The organism is Shewanella sp. 6_MG-2023, from assembly GCF_030547195.1.
GTDB lineage: Bacteria > Pseudomonadota > Gammaproteobacteria > Enterobacterales > Shewanellaceae > Shewanella.
In genome coordinates, this window is sequence record NZ_JAUOQU010000020.1 from 38,433 (window position 1) to 57,211 (window position 18,779).

18 protein-coding genes and 1 other RNA gene are annotated in these 18,779 nt (G+C 40.6%); 8 read left to right on the forward strand and 11 right to left on the reverse strand.

The window, feature by feature from the left end:
• Positions 1-52: 52 nt before the first annotated feature.
• Complete coding sequence (locus Q4533_RS12690) at positions 53-2,689, reverse strand: EAL domain-containing protein (protein WP_303502859.1); 2,637 nt, start codon at positions 2,687-2,689, stop codon at positions 53-55.
• Positions 2,690-3,187: 498 nt separating this feature from the next.
• Between Q4533_RS12690 and Q4533_RS12695 the strand changes: the two genes are divergently transcribed.
• Positions 3,188-3,529 (forward strand): zinc ribbon domain-containing protein YjdM, encoded by a 342-nt coding sequence (locus tag Q4533_RS12695; RefSeq protein ID WP_076542642.1) that lies wholly within the window; start codon positions 3,188-3,190, stop codon positions 3,527-3,529.
• A gap of 176 nt (positions 3,530-3,705) precedes the next feature.
• Here Q4533_RS12695 and ssrA read toward each other — a convergent pair.
• Positions 3,706-4,060: a transfer-messenger RNA gene (gene ssrA / locus Q4533_RS12700) on the reverse strand.
• Positions 4,061-4,133: 73 nt separating this feature from the next.
• Positions 4,134-4,631 carry an SsrA-binding protein SmpB gene (gene smpB / locus Q4533_RS12705; RefSeq protein WP_076542647.1) on the reverse strand — a complete coding sequence of 166 codons (498 nt, stop codon included), beginning with the start codon at positions 4,629-4,631 and terminating at the stop codon, positions 4,134-4,136.
• Positions 4,632-4,835: 204 nt separating this feature from the next.
• Between smpB and Q4533_RS12710 the strand changes: the two genes are divergently transcribed.
• Both Q4533_RS12710 and Q4533_RS12715 read left to right on the forward strand, forming a co-directional pair.
• Positions 4,836-5,273 carry a type II toxin-antitoxin system RatA family toxin gene (locus Q4533_RS12710; protein WP_102440491.1) on the forward strand — a complete coding sequence of 146 codons (438 nt, stop codon included), beginning with the start codon at positions 4,836-4,838 and terminating at the stop codon, positions 5,271-5,273.
• Positions 5,263-5,598, forward strand: coding sequence for an RnfH family protein (locus Q4533_RS12715; RefSeq protein WP_102440492.1), 336 nt, complete (start codon positions 5,263-5,265; stop codon positions 5,596-5,598). The genes Q4533_RS12710 and Q4533_RS12715 overlap by 11 nt, the downstream gene beginning before the upstream one ends.
• A 104-nt stretch (positions 5,599-5,702) precedes the next feature.
• Here Q4533_RS12715 and Q4533_RS12720 read toward each other — a convergent pair whose 3' ends face one another.
• Entirely contained in the window at positions 5,703-6,218 is a 516-nt protein-coding gene (locus Q4533_RS12720) for an outer membrane protein assembly factor BamE (protein ID WP_102440603.1), read from the reverse strand.
• A gap of 322 nt (positions 6,219-6,540) precedes the next feature.
• Between Q4533_RS12720 and Q4533_RS12725 the strand changes: the two genes are divergently transcribed.
• From Q4533_RS12725 to aceB, 4 genes are all read left to right on the forward strand, one after another.
• The gene (locus Q4533_RS12725) at positions 6,541-7,362 is read left to right on the forward strand and encodes an SAM-dependent methyltransferase (RefSeq protein ID WP_102520548.1); all 822 of its coding nucleotides are present in this window, start codon (positions 6,541-6,543) and stop codon (positions 7,360-7,362) included.
• A 90-nt stretch (positions 7,363-7,452) separates the two neighbouring features.
• A complete protein-coding gene (locus tag Q4533_RS12730) occupies positions 7,453-7,662 on the forward strand; it encodes a hypothetical protein (protein ID WP_102477204.1) in 210 nt (69 codons plus the stop codon).
• Positions 7,663-7,672: 10 nt separating this feature from the next.
• Positions 7,673-9,421, forward strand: coding sequence for a GGDEF domain-containing protein (locus tag Q4533_RS12735; RefSeq protein ID WP_303502860.1), 1,749 nt, complete (start codon positions 7,673-7,675; stop codon positions 9,419-9,421).
• A gap of 787 nt (positions 9,422-10,208) precedes the next feature.
• Positions 10,209-11,846 carry a malate synthase A gene (gene aceB / locus Q4533_RS12740; RefSeq protein WP_102440609.1) on the forward strand — a complete coding sequence of 546 codons (1,638 nt, stop codon included), beginning with the start codon at positions 10,209-10,211 and terminating at the stop codon, positions 11,844-11,846.
• 695 nt (positions 11,847-12,541) lie between these two features.
• Here aceB and Q4533_RS12745 read toward each other — a convergent pair.
• The 4 genes from Q4533_RS12745 to Q4533_RS12760 all read right to left on the reverse strand — a co-directional run bounded on the left by Q4533_RS12745 (position 12,542) and on the right by Q4533_RS12760 (position 15,182).
• Entirely contained in the window at positions 12,542-13,030 is a 489-nt protein-coding gene (locus Q4533_RS12745; RefSeq protein ID WP_102440600.1) for a nuclear transport factor 2 family protein, read from the reverse strand.
• 69 nt (positions 13,031-13,099) lie between these two features.
• Positions 13,100-13,924, reverse strand: a complete 825-nt coding sequence (locus tag Q4533_RS12750) for a zinc-dependent peptidase (protein WP_102477205.1) — start codon at positions 13,922-13,924, stop codon at positions 13,100-13,102.
• A 153-nt stretch (positions 13,925-14,077) separates the two neighbouring features.
• Positions 14,078-14,476: a CopG family transcriptional regulator gene (locus Q4533_RS12755; protein ID WP_133126441.1), complete on the reverse strand. Its 399-nt coding sequence runs from the start codon at positions 14,474-14,476 to the stop codon at positions 14,078-14,080.
• Positions 14,436-15,182, reverse strand: coding sequence for an AAA family ATPase (locus Q4533_RS12760; protein WP_076542673.1), 747 nt, complete (start codon positions 15,180-15,182; stop codon positions 14,436-14,438). The genes Q4533_RS12755 and Q4533_RS12760 overlap by 41 nt, the downstream gene beginning before the upstream one ends.
• 444 nt (positions 15,183-15,626) lie before the next feature.
• Here Q4533_RS12760 and Q4533_RS12765 point away from each other — a divergent pair, with 444 nt between their 5' ends.
• Positions 15,627-15,839, forward strand: coding sequence for a DUF3820 family protein (locus tag Q4533_RS12765; protein ID WP_102440597.1), 213 nt, complete (start codon positions 15,627-15,629; stop codon positions 15,837-15,839).
• 75 nt (positions 15,840-15,914) lie between these two features.
• On the opposite strand, the gene Q4533_RS12770 is transcribed toward Q4533_RS12765, so the two are convergent.
• The 3 genes from Q4533_RS12770 to Q4533_RS12780 all read right to left on the reverse strand — a co-directional run bounded on the left by Q4533_RS12770 (position 15,915) and on the right by Q4533_RS12780 (position 18,736).
• Positions 15,915-16,439 carry a GNAT family N-acetyltransferase gene (locus tag Q4533_RS12770; RefSeq protein WP_102440596.1) on the reverse strand — a complete coding sequence of 175 codons (525 nt, stop codon included), beginning with the start codon at positions 16,437-16,439 and terminating at the stop codon, positions 15,915-15,917.
• Positions 16,440-16,512: 73 nt separating this feature from the next.
• Positions 16,513-16,815: an NrfJ gene (locus tag Q4533_RS12775; protein ID WP_102440595.1), complete on the reverse strand. Its 303-nt coding sequence runs from the start codon at positions 16,813-16,815 to the stop codon at positions 16,513-16,515.
• A 160-nt stretch (positions 16,816-16,975) separates the two neighbouring features.
• Positions 16,976-18,736 carry a bifunctional UDP-sugar hydrolase/5'-nucleotidase gene (locus tag Q4533_RS12780; protein WP_102440594.1) on the reverse strand — a complete coding sequence of 587 codons (1,761 nt, stop codon included), beginning with the start codon at positions 18,734-18,736 and terminating at the stop codon, positions 16,976-16,978.
• Positions 18,737-18,779 lie beyond the last annotated feature (43 nt).

Below are 18,779 nucleotides of genomic sequence, written 5' to 3' on the forward strand. Positions count from 1 at the left end.
ACTCCTTAGTGATTAGTGATTAGTGATTAGTGCTTGCAGATAGTGCTGAGGGTTAACTAAATACTGGCTCAATAACGCTATTTGTCAGCTGTTTTTTTACTGGGCGCGGTAAGCCTAATGCTGCCTCAATTGTTGGCTGGGGTTTACCCAGTAAATAGCCTTGGGCGTAATCAATTTGGTAGTGCTTGACCATATTTAGCACCTTGTCAGAATCCACAAATTCAGCCACGGTTTGAATATGCATTTTGCGAGCAAACTCAGATACGGTTTCAACTAAATGTTGGGCTTTTTTATCATGATCTAGGTGACGGATAAGCGAGCCATCAATCTTAATGATATCCACATCTAAGCTGAGTAAATGACTAAAGTTAGAATAACCAGCTCCAAAGTCATCAATGGCTATTTTACAGCCAAAAGGTTTTACTTTTGCAATGAAGTCTTTTACTAATTGGTAGTTGGTGATCTCATCACTTTCAAGTAATTCAAAGGTTAATCTTTGCGCCACCCCAGAGTATTGCTTCAGTAAATTAAGCAGCTGATTCACTTGTTCAGGTAGGGCAATATCATCGATAGAGATATTGACTGAAAACTCGTAGGGCTGTAGATGAAATAATGCAAAAGATTTTGTTAGCATACTCTGCATCAATAGTGGGTAAATACGCGATTGCACGGCGGTTTTCATAAACATTGCAGGCGTTAAATAATCGCCATCAGCTTGTTTTATTCGCATTAAACATTCAAATTTCGGGGCGCTATTGCCATCCAGTGGCTGGATTAATTGTACAAAGGGCACTACGGCATCATTTTGTATTGCCAGCGCCAACATACGGCTTTGCTGCATGTTGTGTTCAAAAGCTTGTGGGTTGACCATTGATAAAGAAAACAGCTGATAACGCTGAAACTGTTTAAGGGCAATTCTTCTGGCTAAATCAGCATGTTGATGCAGTTGTGAGTAATTACTATCAATACAGTGGGCTCCACCGGCGCTGAGGTTAACATATACCTCGTTGCCATCTATGGTGATGGCATGTTGAGTGACATCATCAATAATGGCTTCTGCTAGTTGTTGTAAGTGCAGATCTTCAACTTGATTGCTAAGGGTGACGACAAACTCGTTAGCGCCGGTTTTGTAAACCGTGTGCTGACTAGCGGCAGCGACGATCCGCTTGGCAATAACTTTGATAGTCGCATCGCCAGTTTTTACCCCGTAAAAATCATTTATTTGGCCAAACTGATTAATGTTAAAGGCAATTAAAGAGTGCGCAGTTTTGCCTGCTAAATCTGCGTAAAGCTTTTTGCGGTTAGGCAAGCCTGTAAGATTATTAAAATAAGCCTCGGTATACAGATTAGTATTTTGCTGCTCAATTTTATTAAAACTGGTGACCAAGGACTGACGCATTAATTCGAAGTCTTCGGCCAGTTGTTGAATTTCATCTTGGCTATTTATGTAAAGTTTTTGGTTTAAATTACCCTTAACGATTCTTTGGGTCCAACTGGTCAGTATTAGAATGTCTTTGGTGACAATTTTACCGACGCGCATAAACAACCAGCTAGCGACAGCAATCAGCCCCAGCAAAAGCAACAACTGAAAAAACAGTATATTTAATAGTTCAGTGCCATAAAGCTTTACTTGAATCGACGCACCATAAAAGCCTTTTAATTGACCTCGGTAGACAATAGGCTGCATCAACTGGCTAAAACCTAGTACCCATTCAGCTTGTTGGGTACGGGAGGTTTCTATTTTACGCATATTACGTGGGCGTTTTTTTACCTGTAATTGCCCAGTAAGCGCTTGTTGTTGTGCCTTGGGAATTAATTGCGCCCATAAGCCCTTCATAAAGTAATCTTCAGAGCTAGCAAAGCCAAGTTTTGAGGCTCTATCTTGTTGGATGGTTTCATTCTGACGGCGGTGATGCAAACTGACTAATTGGCCGTTTTTATCCAGCACCGCAAAATCAGACAAGGTAATTTGAAATAAGCTGTTTTGTTTTTTATCGATGCGGGTAGTCGCTTGAGAAAAAAAACGCTCAATGGTCGCTGAGATTTGTTGTTGCTGGCTTGCTATGTTGTCAAAATCAATTTGTTCACTGGCTAGCAGTAAGTGCATGTTATGCAAGGTGTCACTAACCGAAAGCTTTATCAATTGGCGGCTTTGATGCAGTTGATAGCCAAAAAACACCACTTGTACACAAATAAGGATCAACATGTTGCTGATCATCAGTTTACGGTGAAAGGGCATTTTTAAATGCAGTAACCAATATAAAAAAGGCTCTAATACACAAAATAGTAAAAATGCCCCCACAATCGATAGAGTAAATAGCTGCACTGTGGTGGCAATCTTGGGCCAGTCAAACACGTGTAACACAGAGTTGGTATCACCCCAAGGGTTACTGGCTGTGTTAGGGGTATTCGGGTCTAAAATCCAAATCGGTGTCGGCTGTCCATCGAGATGCAGCACCAGTTTATATTCAATGTCACCGGGATGAATGGAAAGATCATATTGCCACTGGTTAGCAGAGACTTGCTGCATTTGATAATAAGGGTCGTCACTATACCAGTCAGAAAAACTGCCACTGACAAAAACCTTATTCACTTTAGCATCAGGGCTAAGACCATAATCTTGATTGAGGGCGTCAGAGAGCGGCAAGGTTAGCGTGATGCGATAAGGGCTTAACGCATCTGTAGTCATTGCATTAATTAGCCAAGTTTGAATCGGCCACAAACAGACTAGTGCAACCAAAATGCCCAGCCTCATTTTCCATTTATGTAAATAATGAGCAACTATACTCACAGACACGACCTTGTATCTTAAAAAAGTAACTACAGATGACTATATTACTTAGCCTTTGGTAAGCAATATGAGCTGCAATTTCACAGAGGTCAACAAATAGCAGTATAAAAAATGCCTTAAACAGTGTTCGGAAAAATCACCAATGATCGCAAGCCCTTATGAGGCCAGAGTTTGGGCTTAAAATAACTGATGTAACATGTTTAACACACTTGTATGAAAAATAACACCTTGGCCAGTTCAGTCTCACATCAAGGTGCTAATTTGTGAAGCTCAGCAAATAAGCTGTCTAGCAGATATAGCTTATTTTGCGTATAATAACCGCTATCTGTTTCTGCAATAAAAGTGCTATTTAAGCCACTTAAAGGCAGACAATCATTCATTTAAAGAGAACTCACCATGAGCAATATCCCACCATGTCCAAAATGTGAATCAGCCTACGTATACGAAGATGGCTCACAACTAGTTTGTCCAGAATGTGCTCATGAATGGAACCCAAACGAAGAAATCGTTGATCCAGATGCAATCATCCTAAAAGATGCAGTAGGTAACCTACTTGCAGAAGAAGACAAAGTGACGCTGATTAAAGACCTTAAAGTAAAAGGTTCTTCATTAGTGCTTAAAGTTGGTACTAAAGCGGTTATCAAACGTTTTGTTGATGCTGACCATGATATTGACTGTAAAGTTGATGGTCACGGCCAAATGATGCTCAAATCAAAGTTTGTTAGAAAGCAAAACTAAATCGCTTTTTAATTGAGTTTGATAAAAACCTGCCAAGTGCAGGTTTTTTTATGGCCGGCAGTTCAGTTGCCACCGCCTCATTGGAATCGAGAAAGTTATTGATTGGGATTGATAAAAGTTGTTTGAACTAGCCAAAGAAAAAGGGCTTAACCTTGCGGTTAAGCCCTTTTAGAATTTGGTGGAGGCGGCGGGATTTGAACCCGCGTCCAGAAAGCCTACATCCAAGGCGCTACATGTTTAGTCTCTCTTTTGGTTAACCAAGTACACTCCGAAAGACAGGATTGCAATTGGCGAGTCCGATACTATTTCGCGGTTCACCCTCGGACGGAGTTCCCTCGCTATCAAATGTAATATGACCATCTTGAATCCCTGCCCATTTGAGAGACGTGGGTAAGATGGCTAGCTAGCCTAAGCTGCTAGAGAGTAGTTAGAGTCGTTAGCAACTATAACAGTGCGGCTTTTTACGAGGCCAACCGCCCCTCGACATGCTCCCAGGGTTTCGTGAATCCTGTCGAATCCAGAATCGCCCCCAAAGTTTGTTGATTGTATCGGGTAAATACTAAAATACCTAATGTATTTGACCACAGTTACAATCGTTTGTTCATTATCCGTCCAGTCTCGACTTCTTCATTACTCGAGATTGTTCAACTTTCCACTCACGTTCTTTAGTGTCTTGGCGTTTATCGTGATCTTTTTTACCTTTACCGAGTCCTATTTCCACCTTTACCCAAGCGCTTTTGCGCCAGTAAAGTGACAATGGCACTAAGGTGTAGCCTTGACGCTCAATTAAGCCTTCAAGTTTATCAATTTCACTGCGCTTTAATAACAGCTTTTTAGTACGCACTGGGTCGCAAACTACATGGGTGGTTGCAGTGTTAAGTGGCTGAATGGTACAGCCATGCATAAAGGCTTCACCGTTTTTAATAAAAACGTAGCAATCTGCGAGGGTCACTTTACCCATACGCAAAGATTTTACTTCCCAGCCTTGAAGCTCTAAACCGGCTTCGACTTTTTCTTCGATTTTAAATTCAAAGGTGGCGCGCTTATTACGTGTAATCGTAGCGGGCGGATTCTTTGATTTTTTTGAATTCTTTTTTACCATAATCGCGTGTGATACCCGCTGTTATCCCATTTAAAAACTCTGCTTACTCGTTGACGTGTGGCAGAGATGGGGGAGAGAGAAAACTAATCTGTGGATTATACCCAAACGGCTTAAAGATGCGAGTACATTCATCAAGCTGTAATGGATGCGTTTTCTTGGGAGCATGTTAAAATCGACTCATTGTTAATATGAGTGTTGTTTTTCATGCCAAAAATTTCAAAAAGTGTACTGGTTCGATTTAGTGCAATGCAGATGTATGATCTGGTTAATGATGTGGAGTCATATCATGCATTTTTACCCGGCTGTGTGGGTGGGAAAGTGCTGGAGTTTGATGGACAAACTATGGTGGCGTCGGTTGATGTCTCTAAAGCTGGGATCCGTAAAACCTTCACCACTCGTAACCAAGTGGTGCCAGGTAAAACGATTGAGTTAAGGCTTGAGAATGGCCCTTTTAAACATTTAGACGGTTTATGGCGCTTTACCGAGTTAACGGACGATGCCTGTAAAGTTGAATTTGATTTAAATTTCGATTTTTCAAATCCATTAGCTGATTTGGCCTTTGGCAAAGTGTTTAAAGATCTGATGAATTCAATGGTGACGGCATTCACTGAAAGAGCCAAGGTGATTTACAATGACAAATGATGTTGAAACATTTGCGGTGGATGTGATTTATGCGCTGCCGACTCAGCAAAAAATTATTAGCGTGAATGTGCTGCCTGGCACCACATTTATTGAGGCGGTAAAGCAAAGCAATATTGTCAGCTTTTTTCCAGAAATTGATTTAGCCAAGGTGAAGCTAGGGGTGTTTAGCCGTCAGGTCAAGCATGATGAAGTATTGGTGTCCGGTCAACGAATAGAAATATATCGGCCATTAATTGCAGATCCTAAAGATGTGCGTCGCAAGCGTGCTGAAAAAGCCAAAGAAGAAGGCCGCAGCAATAAGATAACGGGTGCAAAAGTTAACTGATTTGAACTAAAAGCGGTCATGTATTACTGCTATTACATAAATAAAAACGGAGAGAATGAAACATTCTCTCCGTTTTTATTTTTATTGCTTAAATCTGTTTTTCATTACTGCTCATCTTGCTGCGGTACATCATTTTCAGTTTCTAAGCGCTCTTCTTCAACAAGTGGGTGAATATCGCCCCTCATCGCTTTAGGTTCTTGCTCAGGTAGTAATGGTGCAACAACTGGGGCTGACACTGTTGGCAATGCCCCTTCGTTTAAAGGCGTATTAAAGTCATCACTGAGTTCATAGTCGCCTTCAACTTTGGTGAGTAAGTCGCCATCAAAGTATAAAATAAGTTCTTTATGAGTCACTTTAGCGTTACGGCCACTTTTAAAGTGATAAACGTAATACCAAATATTGTCTGCGAAACTATCACGCAACACTGGGCGACCTAAGATGTATTCAGCCTGCTCTTTAGTCATGTCGATACGCAGTTTTTCAACTTGCTGTAACTCCATGTAGTTACCTTGCGGTATATCTGGCTTGTAAATTAAGTAGTCAAAAACGCTACATGCACTTAGTGATACAGAAAGCGCAACGGCGCCTAAAAGGGTAAGACTTTGTTTTTTATTTATCATTGTCTGCGCTATTTCCTAAAAATCTGACGCCATCATACCCAAGGCTTCCCTATGCTGACAAGTGGCTATTGATACTTCATTACTACTTCAATGACGGTTATGACTCATTAGTGACTCAGTTAGTTCCCCAAATTTGACCAATGATGATTTTATTGGCGCTAAATATGTTGTGTAAATGTTTAAAAGAGGTGGTAATAGCGCTGCTATTTATATAAGTTTGATAGTAACTGGAGTTATTTTTAAATGCCGTGTGCCGCCATGGTAATGCTAGGGCATTTAGTGCAGAAAACTCTTAACCTTTTTTTGAAAAAAATTGAGCACAATGTCATTAACAAGAGTTGAACCGGGTGAGACTGGACGTTTAGTTTTTGTAGGGACGGGACTGCAACTTGCCGGCCATATCAGTAAATTAAGTCAAAGTTATATTGAGAATGCAGATATTGTATTTTCTATTGTGCCCGATGGTTTTGCTAACCGTTGGCTTGAAAGCTTAAATGGCAATCATATCTCATTACAGTGCCATTATGCTCAAGAGGGTGAAGTGAAGAATCGCCGCGACAGCTATGCTGAGATGGTTGAGGCGATTTTGCAGCAAGTTCGTCAGGATAAGCTGGTGGTGGTAGCCTTATATGGTCACCCTGGGGTATTTTCTTGTGTATCTCATTTAGCCATTAAGCAAGCGGTTAACGAAGGCTATGAGGCGAATATGCTGCCGGGTATTTCCGCTGAAGCATGTTTGTGGGCAGATTTAGGCATTGACCCCGGCTCTAATGGTCATCAAAGCTTTGAAGCAACACAATTTATGCTTTACCAGCATCATCCAGATCCTGCGACTTACTTGCTATTATGGCAAATCGCTTTGGCTGGTGAGCATACTTTGACCGAGTTTAGTACTGATCAACACCGCTTGGAGATTTTGGTTGATCACTTAAGCCAATGGTACCCACTTGATCACCAAGTTATTATATATGAAGCGGCAAACTTGCCAATTCAATCTCCAAGAATTGACCAAATTCCTTTAAAGGATTTGCCGTTTGCGCCATTAAGTATGATCAGTACTTTATTAATCCCACCTTCAATGCCGCTGAAGTTAAATCAGCTGATGATGAAAAAATTAGGGATTAATGCCAATGATATTGGTTAACAGAATACGGGTTATTGTGGACAATAACCGCGCTTGATAGCTGTACTAATCAATAGTGATAACAACCTTGAAGACAAATAAGGAAATAACATGTCAAATTTAACCGAGTTTTTTACTCAATTAAGCTCAGATGCCAAGTTGTTAGAGGCTTATAAGAAAGATCCTCGCGGCGTTATGCAGGCCAATGGTTTATCAGATAAAGACATTGACGCTGTGATGTCAGGGGATATGGCGCAAGTTAAATCCTTGGTGGGTGATGTTGAACTGAAATCAATTTTACTCGTCCATCACTTATCGTAATCTTAGCCTCATGCTAAAAGCGCTTAATCGGTTACTTTGCTCCACGTTATTCATTTTCTGCGCAGCAGTGAGTGCCGATGACGTCAGCGCTGACGATATTGACCAAAAATTAGATCTGCTAGATGTATCAATACTTAAAGATATTGATACCTCTAGCGCCAGCATTAATGAACTGTTTGGTTTGTTTGATAGTCTAAGTCGAGCGCAAAAAATAAGGCTTTATATTTTTGAGTCGGTACGGCTTATTCTTGCCGGAAAATATGAAAGTGCCTTACAGACTTTAGATAAGACTCTATTACTCAACCCGAACGATGAGCAATTAACGAATATTTATGCTTATAAAATTTCTGCTAGTATTCCTTTAAAGCGCTATGAAGATGCTTTTAGCCTACTGGAGAAAAGCCTAGCACGCATTGACAGCTTTCAAGATAACTCGATTAAAATCAGTTCCTATGTCAGGCTAATGAATACCTATCTAGATTTAGATAAATATGACGAGGTACTTAGGCTTTCGAAGATTGTTTTTATGTTAAATAAAGGCCAAGATAGCAAATCCCATTGCTATGCCATGGTACTGACATCTGCCGCGCAATTATCATTGAACCAAATCCCTTATCTAGAACAATTACAATTATTTGCAGATACCCAAGATTATTGTCAGCAAAATAATTTCCCGTTAATTGTAGCTATGGCCATTAAAAGCAAGGCTATAGTTGAGTTTGAACACCATCATTATCAAACCGCAGAAGTGTTATTTCTTAAAGCGTTAGCAGCTTATCAACCGTTTAATTTTGAGTTAGAAATTAATAATATTTACGCTTATTTAAGTGAAGTTTATTTTCAGTTACAACAATTTCAACAGGCGGTTGAGTATGCCGAATTGGTCGATAAACTGACTAACGAGCCTAATAATTATAAGGCTAAGCAGCGTGCTTATAATGTGCTTTCAATGGTGGCCAGTAAACGTGGTCAATTTAAAGTTGCTTATCAATATCATGTGCAAGCCCATGCCATAGGGATGCTGTTAATTAATGATAAAAAGGTCAAAGAAACGGCATACCAAGTTGCAAAATTCGATAATGCAGAAAAGACTCGCCAGTTAAATAAACTGGCACAAGATCAAGAAATGCTAGCGAAAGAGCGCAGCATTATGAATAACGAAAAAAGCGCTTCGTTTATGTTTTCTACCGTCTTGACGGGCACGGTAGCATTTTTGAGTTTGTTGCTTGCCACCGCATGGATGCAAAGAAATCAATTTCGTAAACAAGCTCAAATTGATTTACTCACCGGCTTGTTAAATCGTGGTACTGGCGAAGAAAAAGCCGAAGATGAATTTGTCCAAGTGCTTGCCCGTGGCGGACAATATAGCGTTATAGTGATTGATTTAGACTTTTTTAAACAGATTAACGACACCTTTGGCCACGGCACTGGGGATTGGGCACTGAAAAAGGTTGCTGAGGTGATAACGGCGAATACCCGTAGTACAGATATCGTCAGTCGAATGGGTGGTGAAGAGTTTGCTATTTTTATGCCTTTTACCACAATTGAATTAGCAGTTGAGTTAGCGAAAAAAATACGATTTGATATTGAGTCGATTGATACTCGTTTTTCTGGTCATCAATTTACAATTACCGCAAGTTTTGGGGTTAGCCAAATAACGGCAGATGATCTAAGCCTTGATCCCATCATTAACCGTGCAGATACAGCCTTATATAAAGCAAAATCTGAAGGTCGAAATAAAGTGGTTTATTTATCATAGCTACCTGCTTTGGGCGTTTTTATCTGCACCAATATGGCTTCTGTATTTGCAAGCTTTGACCTTCCTTAGTGCAAAAATGCTTTAAATTGTGACTGTTTTTAACTTTTTATAAAAAAAGATGCATTTTTTTTCGACTAAACCAATAACTTTTGTGATGTTGATCCGGTTACAACTCCACCAGTCTAGAGTATATATTCTATACGGCCTATTTTGTTTACGTAAACGTCAAATTAAAACAGTTGTTTAAATTTGGCTGTGGTTAAGCATATTATAACTCAATGATTTTAATTATTTTAATGGCTTTACCTCAGGGTATGTTCAAAACAAAATGCTATTTCTACTTTAGTAGAAAACTGCCTTAAGGCTGTACATAATTATTTGCGACATGTAATTAAAGTACTTGTGTAATTACCTTTTTGTGCTGTTGGTAAATTGGTTGGACAAGTTACCAACTAAAACCAATTAAATGTTGTTTTAATTTTTATCTGTTTTAAATCAGTGTCTTGTTGTGTTTTTGCTGTTGATGTTACCAATTGTTGGGTTGCTGTTTGGCTTGTTGAGGATGTTATTTGGTTGTTGCAAATGCAAACGTTTCTGGTTAGGTTTTAGTACGAAACAAACATTTGATGGTTAAAAAGTAGCAGGGTTTGTTTTTAGATATGTGGAAGTAAGTTGTCTGTTTATAAACACTGATAGAGGTGTACAGATAAATACGCTTACTGACCACCATTTAACTTTTAAAAACGAATTATTGCTCAAGGGGCTAAATATGACAGCAGAACAACTAATGGCTAAATATGCTAAATCACAGCCAAGTGCTGAAACTGATTTACCAACAAGCTCAGAGCTTGCTTTGATTGGCCCAGAAGTCCCTGGCCAAGAGGTTATCTTCAATGATGGCTCACTGTCATTATTGGCTAGTTTATGTGGTGCTTTTGCTGCTGAAGTTCCTGAGTTGCTATCACAGCGAAAATTAAAGCAGCAACGCATTGATGATGGTCAATTACCTGGCTTCTTACCTGAAACCCGCGCTATTCGAGATGGTGAGTGGGCGATTAGAGGGATACCTGAAGATCTTACTGACCGTAGAGTTGAAATTACTGGCCCCGTAGATCGCAAAATGATTATTAATGCGCTGAATGCCAACGTAAAAGTATTCATGGCAGATTTTGAAGACTCACTAGCACCAAGCTGGGAAAAAGTCGTTCAAGGTCAAATTAACTTACGTGATGCAGTGCGAGGCGATATTAGCTTTACTGCTGAGGCAACAGGCAAACATTACAGTTTAGATGAAGATCCTGCAGTACTTATCTGTCGAGTACGTGGATTACACCTTAAAGAAAAGCACGTTGAGTTCAAGGGCGAGTCTATTCCAGGTGGTCTGTTCGACTTCGCGATGTATTTTTATCACAACTACCATCAATTATTAGCTAATGGCAGCGGCCCTTACTTTTATCTTCCTAAGCTTGAAAGTCATGTTGAAGCGCGCTGGTGGGCAAAAGTGTTCGCATTCGTTGAAGAACGTTTTTGTTTAAAGCCAGGCACAATAAAATGTACCTGCCTAATTGAAACGCTGCCGGCAGTATTCGAAATGGACGAGATTTTATATGAACTACGTTCAAATATTGTGGCATTAAATTGTGGCCGCTGGGATTACATTTTCAGCTATATCAAAACCTTGAACAAACATGCTGACCGTGTTTTACCAGATCGCCAAGCAGTCACTATGGATACGCCTTTTTTAAGTGCTTATTCACGTCTACTGATTAAAACCTGTCACAAGCGTGGCGCATTAGCTATGGGCGGCATGGCAGCATTAATTCCGGCTAAAACAGCCGAAGAAAATGAAATTATTTTGCAAAAAGTAAAAGGTGATAAAGAGCTTGAAGCGCGTAATGGACATGACGGTACTTGGGTGGCACACCCTGGTTTAGCCGATACCGCCATGGCGATTTTCAATGATTATATTGGCGCCGGAACTAACCAGTTGCACATTACCCGTGATGTCGATGCACCGATATTAGCCGAAGAGCTGCTGACACCTTGTGATGGTGAACGTACCGAAGCGGGCATGCGTTTAAACATTCGTATCGCAGTGCAATATATCGAAGCGTGGATCCAAGGTAATGGTTGCGTTCCTATCTACGGATTGATGGAAGATGCCGCTACAGCAGAAATCTCACGCACCTCGATCTGGCAGTGGATCCAACATGAAAAGTCACTTTCTAATGGCAAGTTAGTCACTAAAGACTTATTCAAAACCATGCTGGCTGAAGAGCTAATTAATGTCGAGCAAGAGCTAGGGCAGCAAAGGTTTACCAGTGGTCAGTTTACTAAAGCGGCCAGTCTGTTTGAGGAAATTACCACCTCTGATGAGTTGGTCGATTTCTTAACACTACCGGGTTATGAGTTATTAACAGCTTAAATTCAGTAGACGTATTACAAAAGTTTAATTTATAACGGCTGAGAAAGGTTATAGATTCGTGTCGCATCAACAAGAAGTGGGCACAGGTTACTTTGACCAAGTGACAAGCTGTATTCAAGGCGGTTAATCTTCAGTGAGGGCATTGACCGGCTTTACCGAAGAAGAGCTGTTTTAATACCACTTCTGTAACAGTTTAGCTGCCATGCAGCTGATGTCCCCCGATGTAGTTCACCTACAGGCTACATCGGGTTTTATCCAGTATTTGGAATTTTAGCGCAAGCTAGTTGTCGTTCTTAATGCGAGGATTTTTACTTCCTACCCAGTAAGTTTTCAACCATTTGCTTGTGTTGCGGCTCTTATGAGCCGTTTTTTTTTGCTTAAAATTTATAGCGAAATCACAGCTGATTCAGTTAAACCTTCTAGTTATGTTATTGATTAATATCAATCCAAAGCGGCTAAAGGATTAGTGAGTCATTATCGAAGGCACCTAATGCTAGAGTAAATAACATAGACACTAATAGGGGGGAGTTTTGTTGCTGTATTCTTTTGCTTATGGACTTTTTTGACTGATAGCTCGTTAAACTCATATCTTGAGAAACTAATCGATTGTTTGGCTTAAGCGCTCAAGTAAGCAAAGCCAGCGTAGCTAAGTTGCTGGCTTAGGTTTTTAATCAATATTAACTTATCGATAGAGGTTATTTAGCTTGTTTCTTTGCGCCTATCAACTGCGCCACGGCTTTGGCATTGTCGTTAGGCACTGCAATACTTAAATGATATTGAATAATTTTCCAGCCATCATCAGTTAATTGTAGTGCACCTGTACCGCGACATAGACCATAACTGGCGCTTTCAAGTAATTCATCAAAAACAATGGTGTTATCAAACTGCAGTAGCTGGCGTGAGCTGACTTCATAATGCCAACCATCTGTAGGTCTGGCATAACCGGCAAATTGTTGCATATCCCAGCGCTCTGTGGCATCAGTGCCTAAAAACACCGCTTGCTGGTGATATAGCGAAAAGTAACTGTCCCAGTTCGCCTGGCTGGCATTTTGGTGTAGTTGGTCGAGAATGCTATTAGCTTGTTGCTTTGACTCGTCAGAGAGTGCCTCTTGAGCTGCTAGGGGTAAAGAAGACATTAAACATAAACTAGTGGTTAATAATAATCTTAAGATGGCTTTGTGCATGAAAATTCCTTGTCTGCTAAATGCTGGCTGGTAATGATAGCCGCGAAAATCAATGACTCAATGCTGATCTTAATGCCAATTGATTGGGTCTAGCTGATAAAACTGACTCAGTTCTTTATAAAGCAATTGATGCTGTTGGTAAAACGCTAACGGTTTCTCGAAAAAGGTTTCACTAATGACGGCAAAAAACTCAGCAGGATTGGTCGCACCATAGTAGTTAAACAGCGAGGGTAATTGATGCTGGGCACAATATTGCAGCGCTTTAAACTCACGACCGAGTGTTGCTGACCAAGTGGCATAATCGGTGAACTCTTTTAATGGCGGTGCGCCATTGGCATTGCCGTTTTCCTGATCTAGCTGATGAGCAAACTCATGAATAACCACATTTTGACCATCAAATGGCGCTGCAGCGCCGTCCAAAGTACTTTTCCACGACAAGATGATCTTGCCATTACCCCAGGACTCTCCCAGTAACACATTACGTTCATTAGAGGATACGCCGGCAAAGTCGGTGTTATTTTTTTCAACAATAAACGCATAGGGATACACTAAAATTTGTTTTAACTTGGGGTAAAAATTGGTTTTTCGATTGAGTAATAACAAGCAGGCTTGCGCGGCAATGGTCACTCTTACTTCGTCGGTAATGTTGAAGCCATCACAGCCGACAAATTGTTTTTCATCAATAAAAATCTGGATTAACTTTTTTAGTTGTAGCTGCAGATCTGTGGGCAATGCATGAAAATAGGGTAAGCGACGCTTAAGGATTTGCCGCCATGCTTTAGGGAAAGGCCTTGTCATAAGCTGTTGCCTGCGCTTTTCAGTGCGTTGAGACTTAGTCATAATCAACGCGATGGCAGTTACCGCAACGGTGACAAGTAAAAACACTGCAAACATTCAGCTCTCCCAGATTATATTAGCTTGTCATTATGTTATTGGGTGAATTTGCGCCAAATTCAAGTGGCTGATTTTTATTGAGACAAAAAAAACTGGCAAACGACCAAGGTTGCTGCCAGAAAGAAGGGGAGGGAGTTTATTTTTATAGTTGATTTAACGTATTTGCAGTCGTTGCTCTATTTGCTGTTGTTCTTCAAGTGATAATGAAAAATGCTGTTTAATCAATATTCTAATTAACTTTGACTTTGCCGATTGGCTGCTTTGACTTAAGCAGTTTAATTGCTCAATTGCCGCTTCACTTAAGGTAAATGTTGCCCGTCTAAATGGTTTAGGTTTTTCATTTATGGGTTCATTCGCTTCAGCTTGGGTGGTTAATTCCCATAGTTGCTGCATCGCCTGTTGGTTTGAATCTGCATTTTTACAGGCGCTCGACTGCTGTGGTTTGCCCATAGCGTAAAGATTTGCTGCCTCAATAAAGTCATCAACTGACATTTGCGGCAAAAAAGGCGTACTACATGGCGTAACGGTTTTCTTCAGATCGGCCAGGCCCATAACTTCCCCCTAATTGCGTTACATTATCGTTATTATTTCGCTGCCTGATTAGCTGTTTGGCATCGCTTACTTCTAGCAATTCACAAGCAATATTACGGATTTCAACCGCGGCTTTTCCATTGGGGTCTATTTCAATGACTGACAAGCCAGACTCTTCACTGTCGTCATAAATATTTCGGCTGTAAGTAATCGCATCAAGCACGTTAATATCGTAAGTTTTACATACCTCTTTAGCTTCGAGTATTCGACCTGCTTGGTTAGGCAAACTTGGACACTGAGTTACCACAAAAGAGGCTTTCATGGTGGGATTAATCATTTTGCAGGTAGCGACAATATCATCCATGTGACTGACCGTTTTTAGGTCTCTACGCTTGGGTCTTAGGGGCATTAAGGCGTGAGAGGCCACTGATAATGTAGCGCGCAGGGCTAAATTGTCTTGGCCGCCGCAGTCAACGAGTACATAATCATAATGTTTCTCAAGACTGAGTAAGTCGTTACGGATTTTTCCGTACAATTGGACGCAATTTATTGCTGGTAATTCAGGGTTGTTATTGCGCGCTTGTATCCAATCTGATGTAGTTCTTTGCGGGTCGCAATCGACCATGATAATACTGGCTGTGGCTTCTTTAGCGAGAAATACTGCGATATTTTGGGCTAAGCAGCTTTTACCACTACCGCCTTTTTCACCACCGACTAAGATAATCATCAAAACATCTCCTGATGTGGTATAACGCCATTGGATTGTCAATCATTATTGATTCGCTTGGTTATAAAAGGTTGATTTTTTTGTTGGCGCTTTATGTTGTACTTGTTATTAACTTTATGTTGCTATGACTTGGTCGTCAATGTGCTATAAATTGACGGTTTTAGTGGCTTTGACAGGCGTTTGTTTTTTGACAAAATAGCGGCTAATGGCGATTTTTTGACTGTGTTAACCTTATGAGCTATTCACTAGAATTTTAGTAATAAATTGAATTGCTTAAGTTGATTATTTGATAAATTAATGACCAGAAAAGTGGCTAGTGTTGCCAACCGCTAAATGTAAATGACTCTTATCTATAACTAAACTTTGCTTTTGTATTTATCGCTATTCCAAAATGTTATATTGCTATTGTTAACTAAATCTCCTGAACAAAAAGACTTTGACACTATGAATGAAAAATTATTATTAGAAGCCATTAACCAAACCATGCCATTTGGTAAATATGCTGGACGAAAGTTACTGGAATTACCCGAGCCATACCTGGTGTGGTTTCATAGTAAAGGTTTTCCTGAGGGGAAGTTAGGCGAGCAATTGGCATTGATGTATGAAGTAAAACTTAATGGTTTAGAGCAGATGCTGCAGCCGTTATTAACAAAGTAAATCCACTGGTTAACGTGTTTGTAAGACTTGTCTTTATCAGTTGATATCTTGCCTTGTGCTGCTGAGGATTAAGATTTAAGTGAGCGGCTTGCTTAAATAGAAACTATTAATCACCTGCTGTTGACTGATTTGGTAGCTTGGCTGGATCAGTGTAAACCCTTGCTTGATGAAAAATGCTTTTGATAAGTATGACGCATCAACATTCAATTCTGCGTAGCCTTGGCTGAGAGCCCACTTTTCTAAGGTTTCATAAAGCTGACATGCTAGCCCTTGTTGCTGATAGGCGGGGGCGATATACAAACTATCAATATAACCGCGGCTTTTAAAATGGGTTTCGACATTGATAACCCCAATAACCTTTGGCTGCTGACTTGCTAAAGTATCGGCTTTGTTTGTTGCCAGCATTAACCAAGATTGCGATCGCGTCAGCCGTAATTGCCAATGTTTTGCTGAGCGCGGTTTAGTTGACCATGCGGCTAACTGGGCTTGAGAGTATCGTCGGTGTGAGATTTGTCGAACACTTTGATGAACTAGCTCACTGACTTGCTGAGCAAAAGCAGGCCTGAAGGTGATAATTGAATATTGCGCTGTTTGAGTCATGGCTGCTTGATATCAGATAAAAAATCGGCTAATGAGAATTAGCCGATTATGGGGTATTTATTGCTAAAGCGAGTTATTTTTTCTCGATTTTGCCAACAAATAATAATTTATCAAAGGTTTTGTTTAATGTGCTGCTGGTGAAATCTTGCATCCACATTTGCTCATTCATGATCACAGTGTCACCTTTAGTGATCGCAACTTGTGGGCCAGCAGCCCAAAAAGTTTTATCTTCTGCTTTAACTTGAACATAGGTATAACCACCGCTGTTCATCGTTTCTACTACTTCACCTTGGTGCATAATACCAGCAGCCCATGCTGATGATACGCCTAATGCTAATGTTGCTGCTGCAGCTAATTTGATCAGTTTTGCTTTCATGAATACGTTCCCTATTTGATTAGGCTAAATTTTGCAATGATTCAGGTCATGAATCTACATAAAGATAGTTTATTAAATCATGAAGCGCACACAGGGTCTGTGATCCGCGGCAGATTTGTGAATACTAAATTACTACACAAGGCAAAATTTAAACTCAATATTACCTGTGGCTAATATAGTAAACATTAGGCTGTAATGGGTTTTCGATTAAGTTTCCATGCTGGGTAACAAAATCAACAAAGGCTTCAGGTAACGTCATGGTATCTAAGTCTTGTTGCCAATGGGCTTTTAGTAATGCGTCATAACCTTCTTTACCTAAGGCGGTATAGGCCGAAGACACCCCAATATAGAGCTTTTCAGGATCAATTGCCGACCATAAACCGTCTTGATATAACTCAACGGAGGTAATACGTTGATGCATCGCTAAGGTGCCATCATAGAAATAGCGGATACCATAAGTGTAGGGGAAGCTACCAGCGCCAGTGCCAGTTACCCCATTATTGGTGGCGGCATTAATGGCCGACTCCAGCACTTCATAAAGGTATTTGCCTTGAATTTGATATTTCACTAATGGCAACTCAAAAGGCAAAATCCGCCCTAATACATCCGCCATTGATAAGCTGCCTTTATTTAATGACTGCCGAACGCCACCGGCATTATGTAAGGCAAAATCGAGTTTTTCACCTGAATGCTTAGTGGCTTTAAACATACTTCTACAAACCCAAGGGGCAATTTCACTGCCATGGGGAAAGTGCTTACTGGGTAAACGGGTATGAATGAAATCATGGGGTATGTAAGCAAGCACTTGCTCTTCTAGCGCATTTAGCGCTGGGCGGTATTGCTCCATTATAGTGTTATGAATGCTTTCACAGGCCTGATCACCACGGATAGCAGGGTGGCTGATAAGCTTGGTTTTTACGCTATTTATTTGCTGCTCTGTGGGCAAAGTATTGAGGTTAGTAAGCTGATTATCTTGCTTAGGATTAAACAGCACTTCTAATTCATCATCAATCATAAAGTAGTTATTACCATTTATGGCAATACAGGCGCCAGAGCGATCAAAAGTGATATTAGCTAAGCCTAAGACTTCAGCGTATTTACTGGCATGGATGATAGGGGTGTTATTTACCCGCTCAGCATAGGGTGTGTGGCTAAGACCTAGTTCATCGAATTGACCTTGTAAGGTATGTGAGTGCCCACCAACTATGACGCTGATCCCAGATACTTTTTCTGCTAACTCTCGGTCTTGATCTAGCCCTAAATGGCTGAGGACAATAATATGCTGTATGCCTTGCTGCTGCAGACTGGCAATGGTATTAGCCGTCGTGTCAATGGCATTGATAAAATGGGTATCAGGATCGGGGCGAGCAATCAGCGGCATCTGATCCAGCGTAATCCCGACAATGGCGATGTGAGTATCATAAAACGGCTTAACTAGCACCTTGGCACATTGGGTCTGATTGTCGTAATCATAAAGCATAGGGTGACCACTTAGGCGGCCTTCTTTATCGGTTAACTCTTGGCTGAGATCCATATTGCCAGCTAACACCGGAAATTCGATACGATTTAAAAAAGCCAGTACTGGGCTATTACCTGCATCTATTTCATGATTACCTAACACCATAGCATCGGGTTTGAGCATATTGAGTAGGTGCGCGTTAGCCGCGCCTTGAAATTCTCTAAAATATAAGGTGCCTTGAAAGCTATCGCCGCCATGCAAAAACAAAAACTCATGGTTATGTTGAGCAGCTTGTTGCCTTGCTGATTCAATTTGATGGCCTAAACGGGCGTAGCCACCTGTTTTCGTGTTGACGTGATAATGCTGTTGCTCGACCGATAAGGAAAATTGAACACTGCTAGGCTCAAAATTAGAATGAGTATCGTTAATATGAGCAAGGCTAAGGCGATAGTTATTGGGCATCTTTTACTCTAATACAGAAAAAGGAGGCTGTTCCTGATCCGGC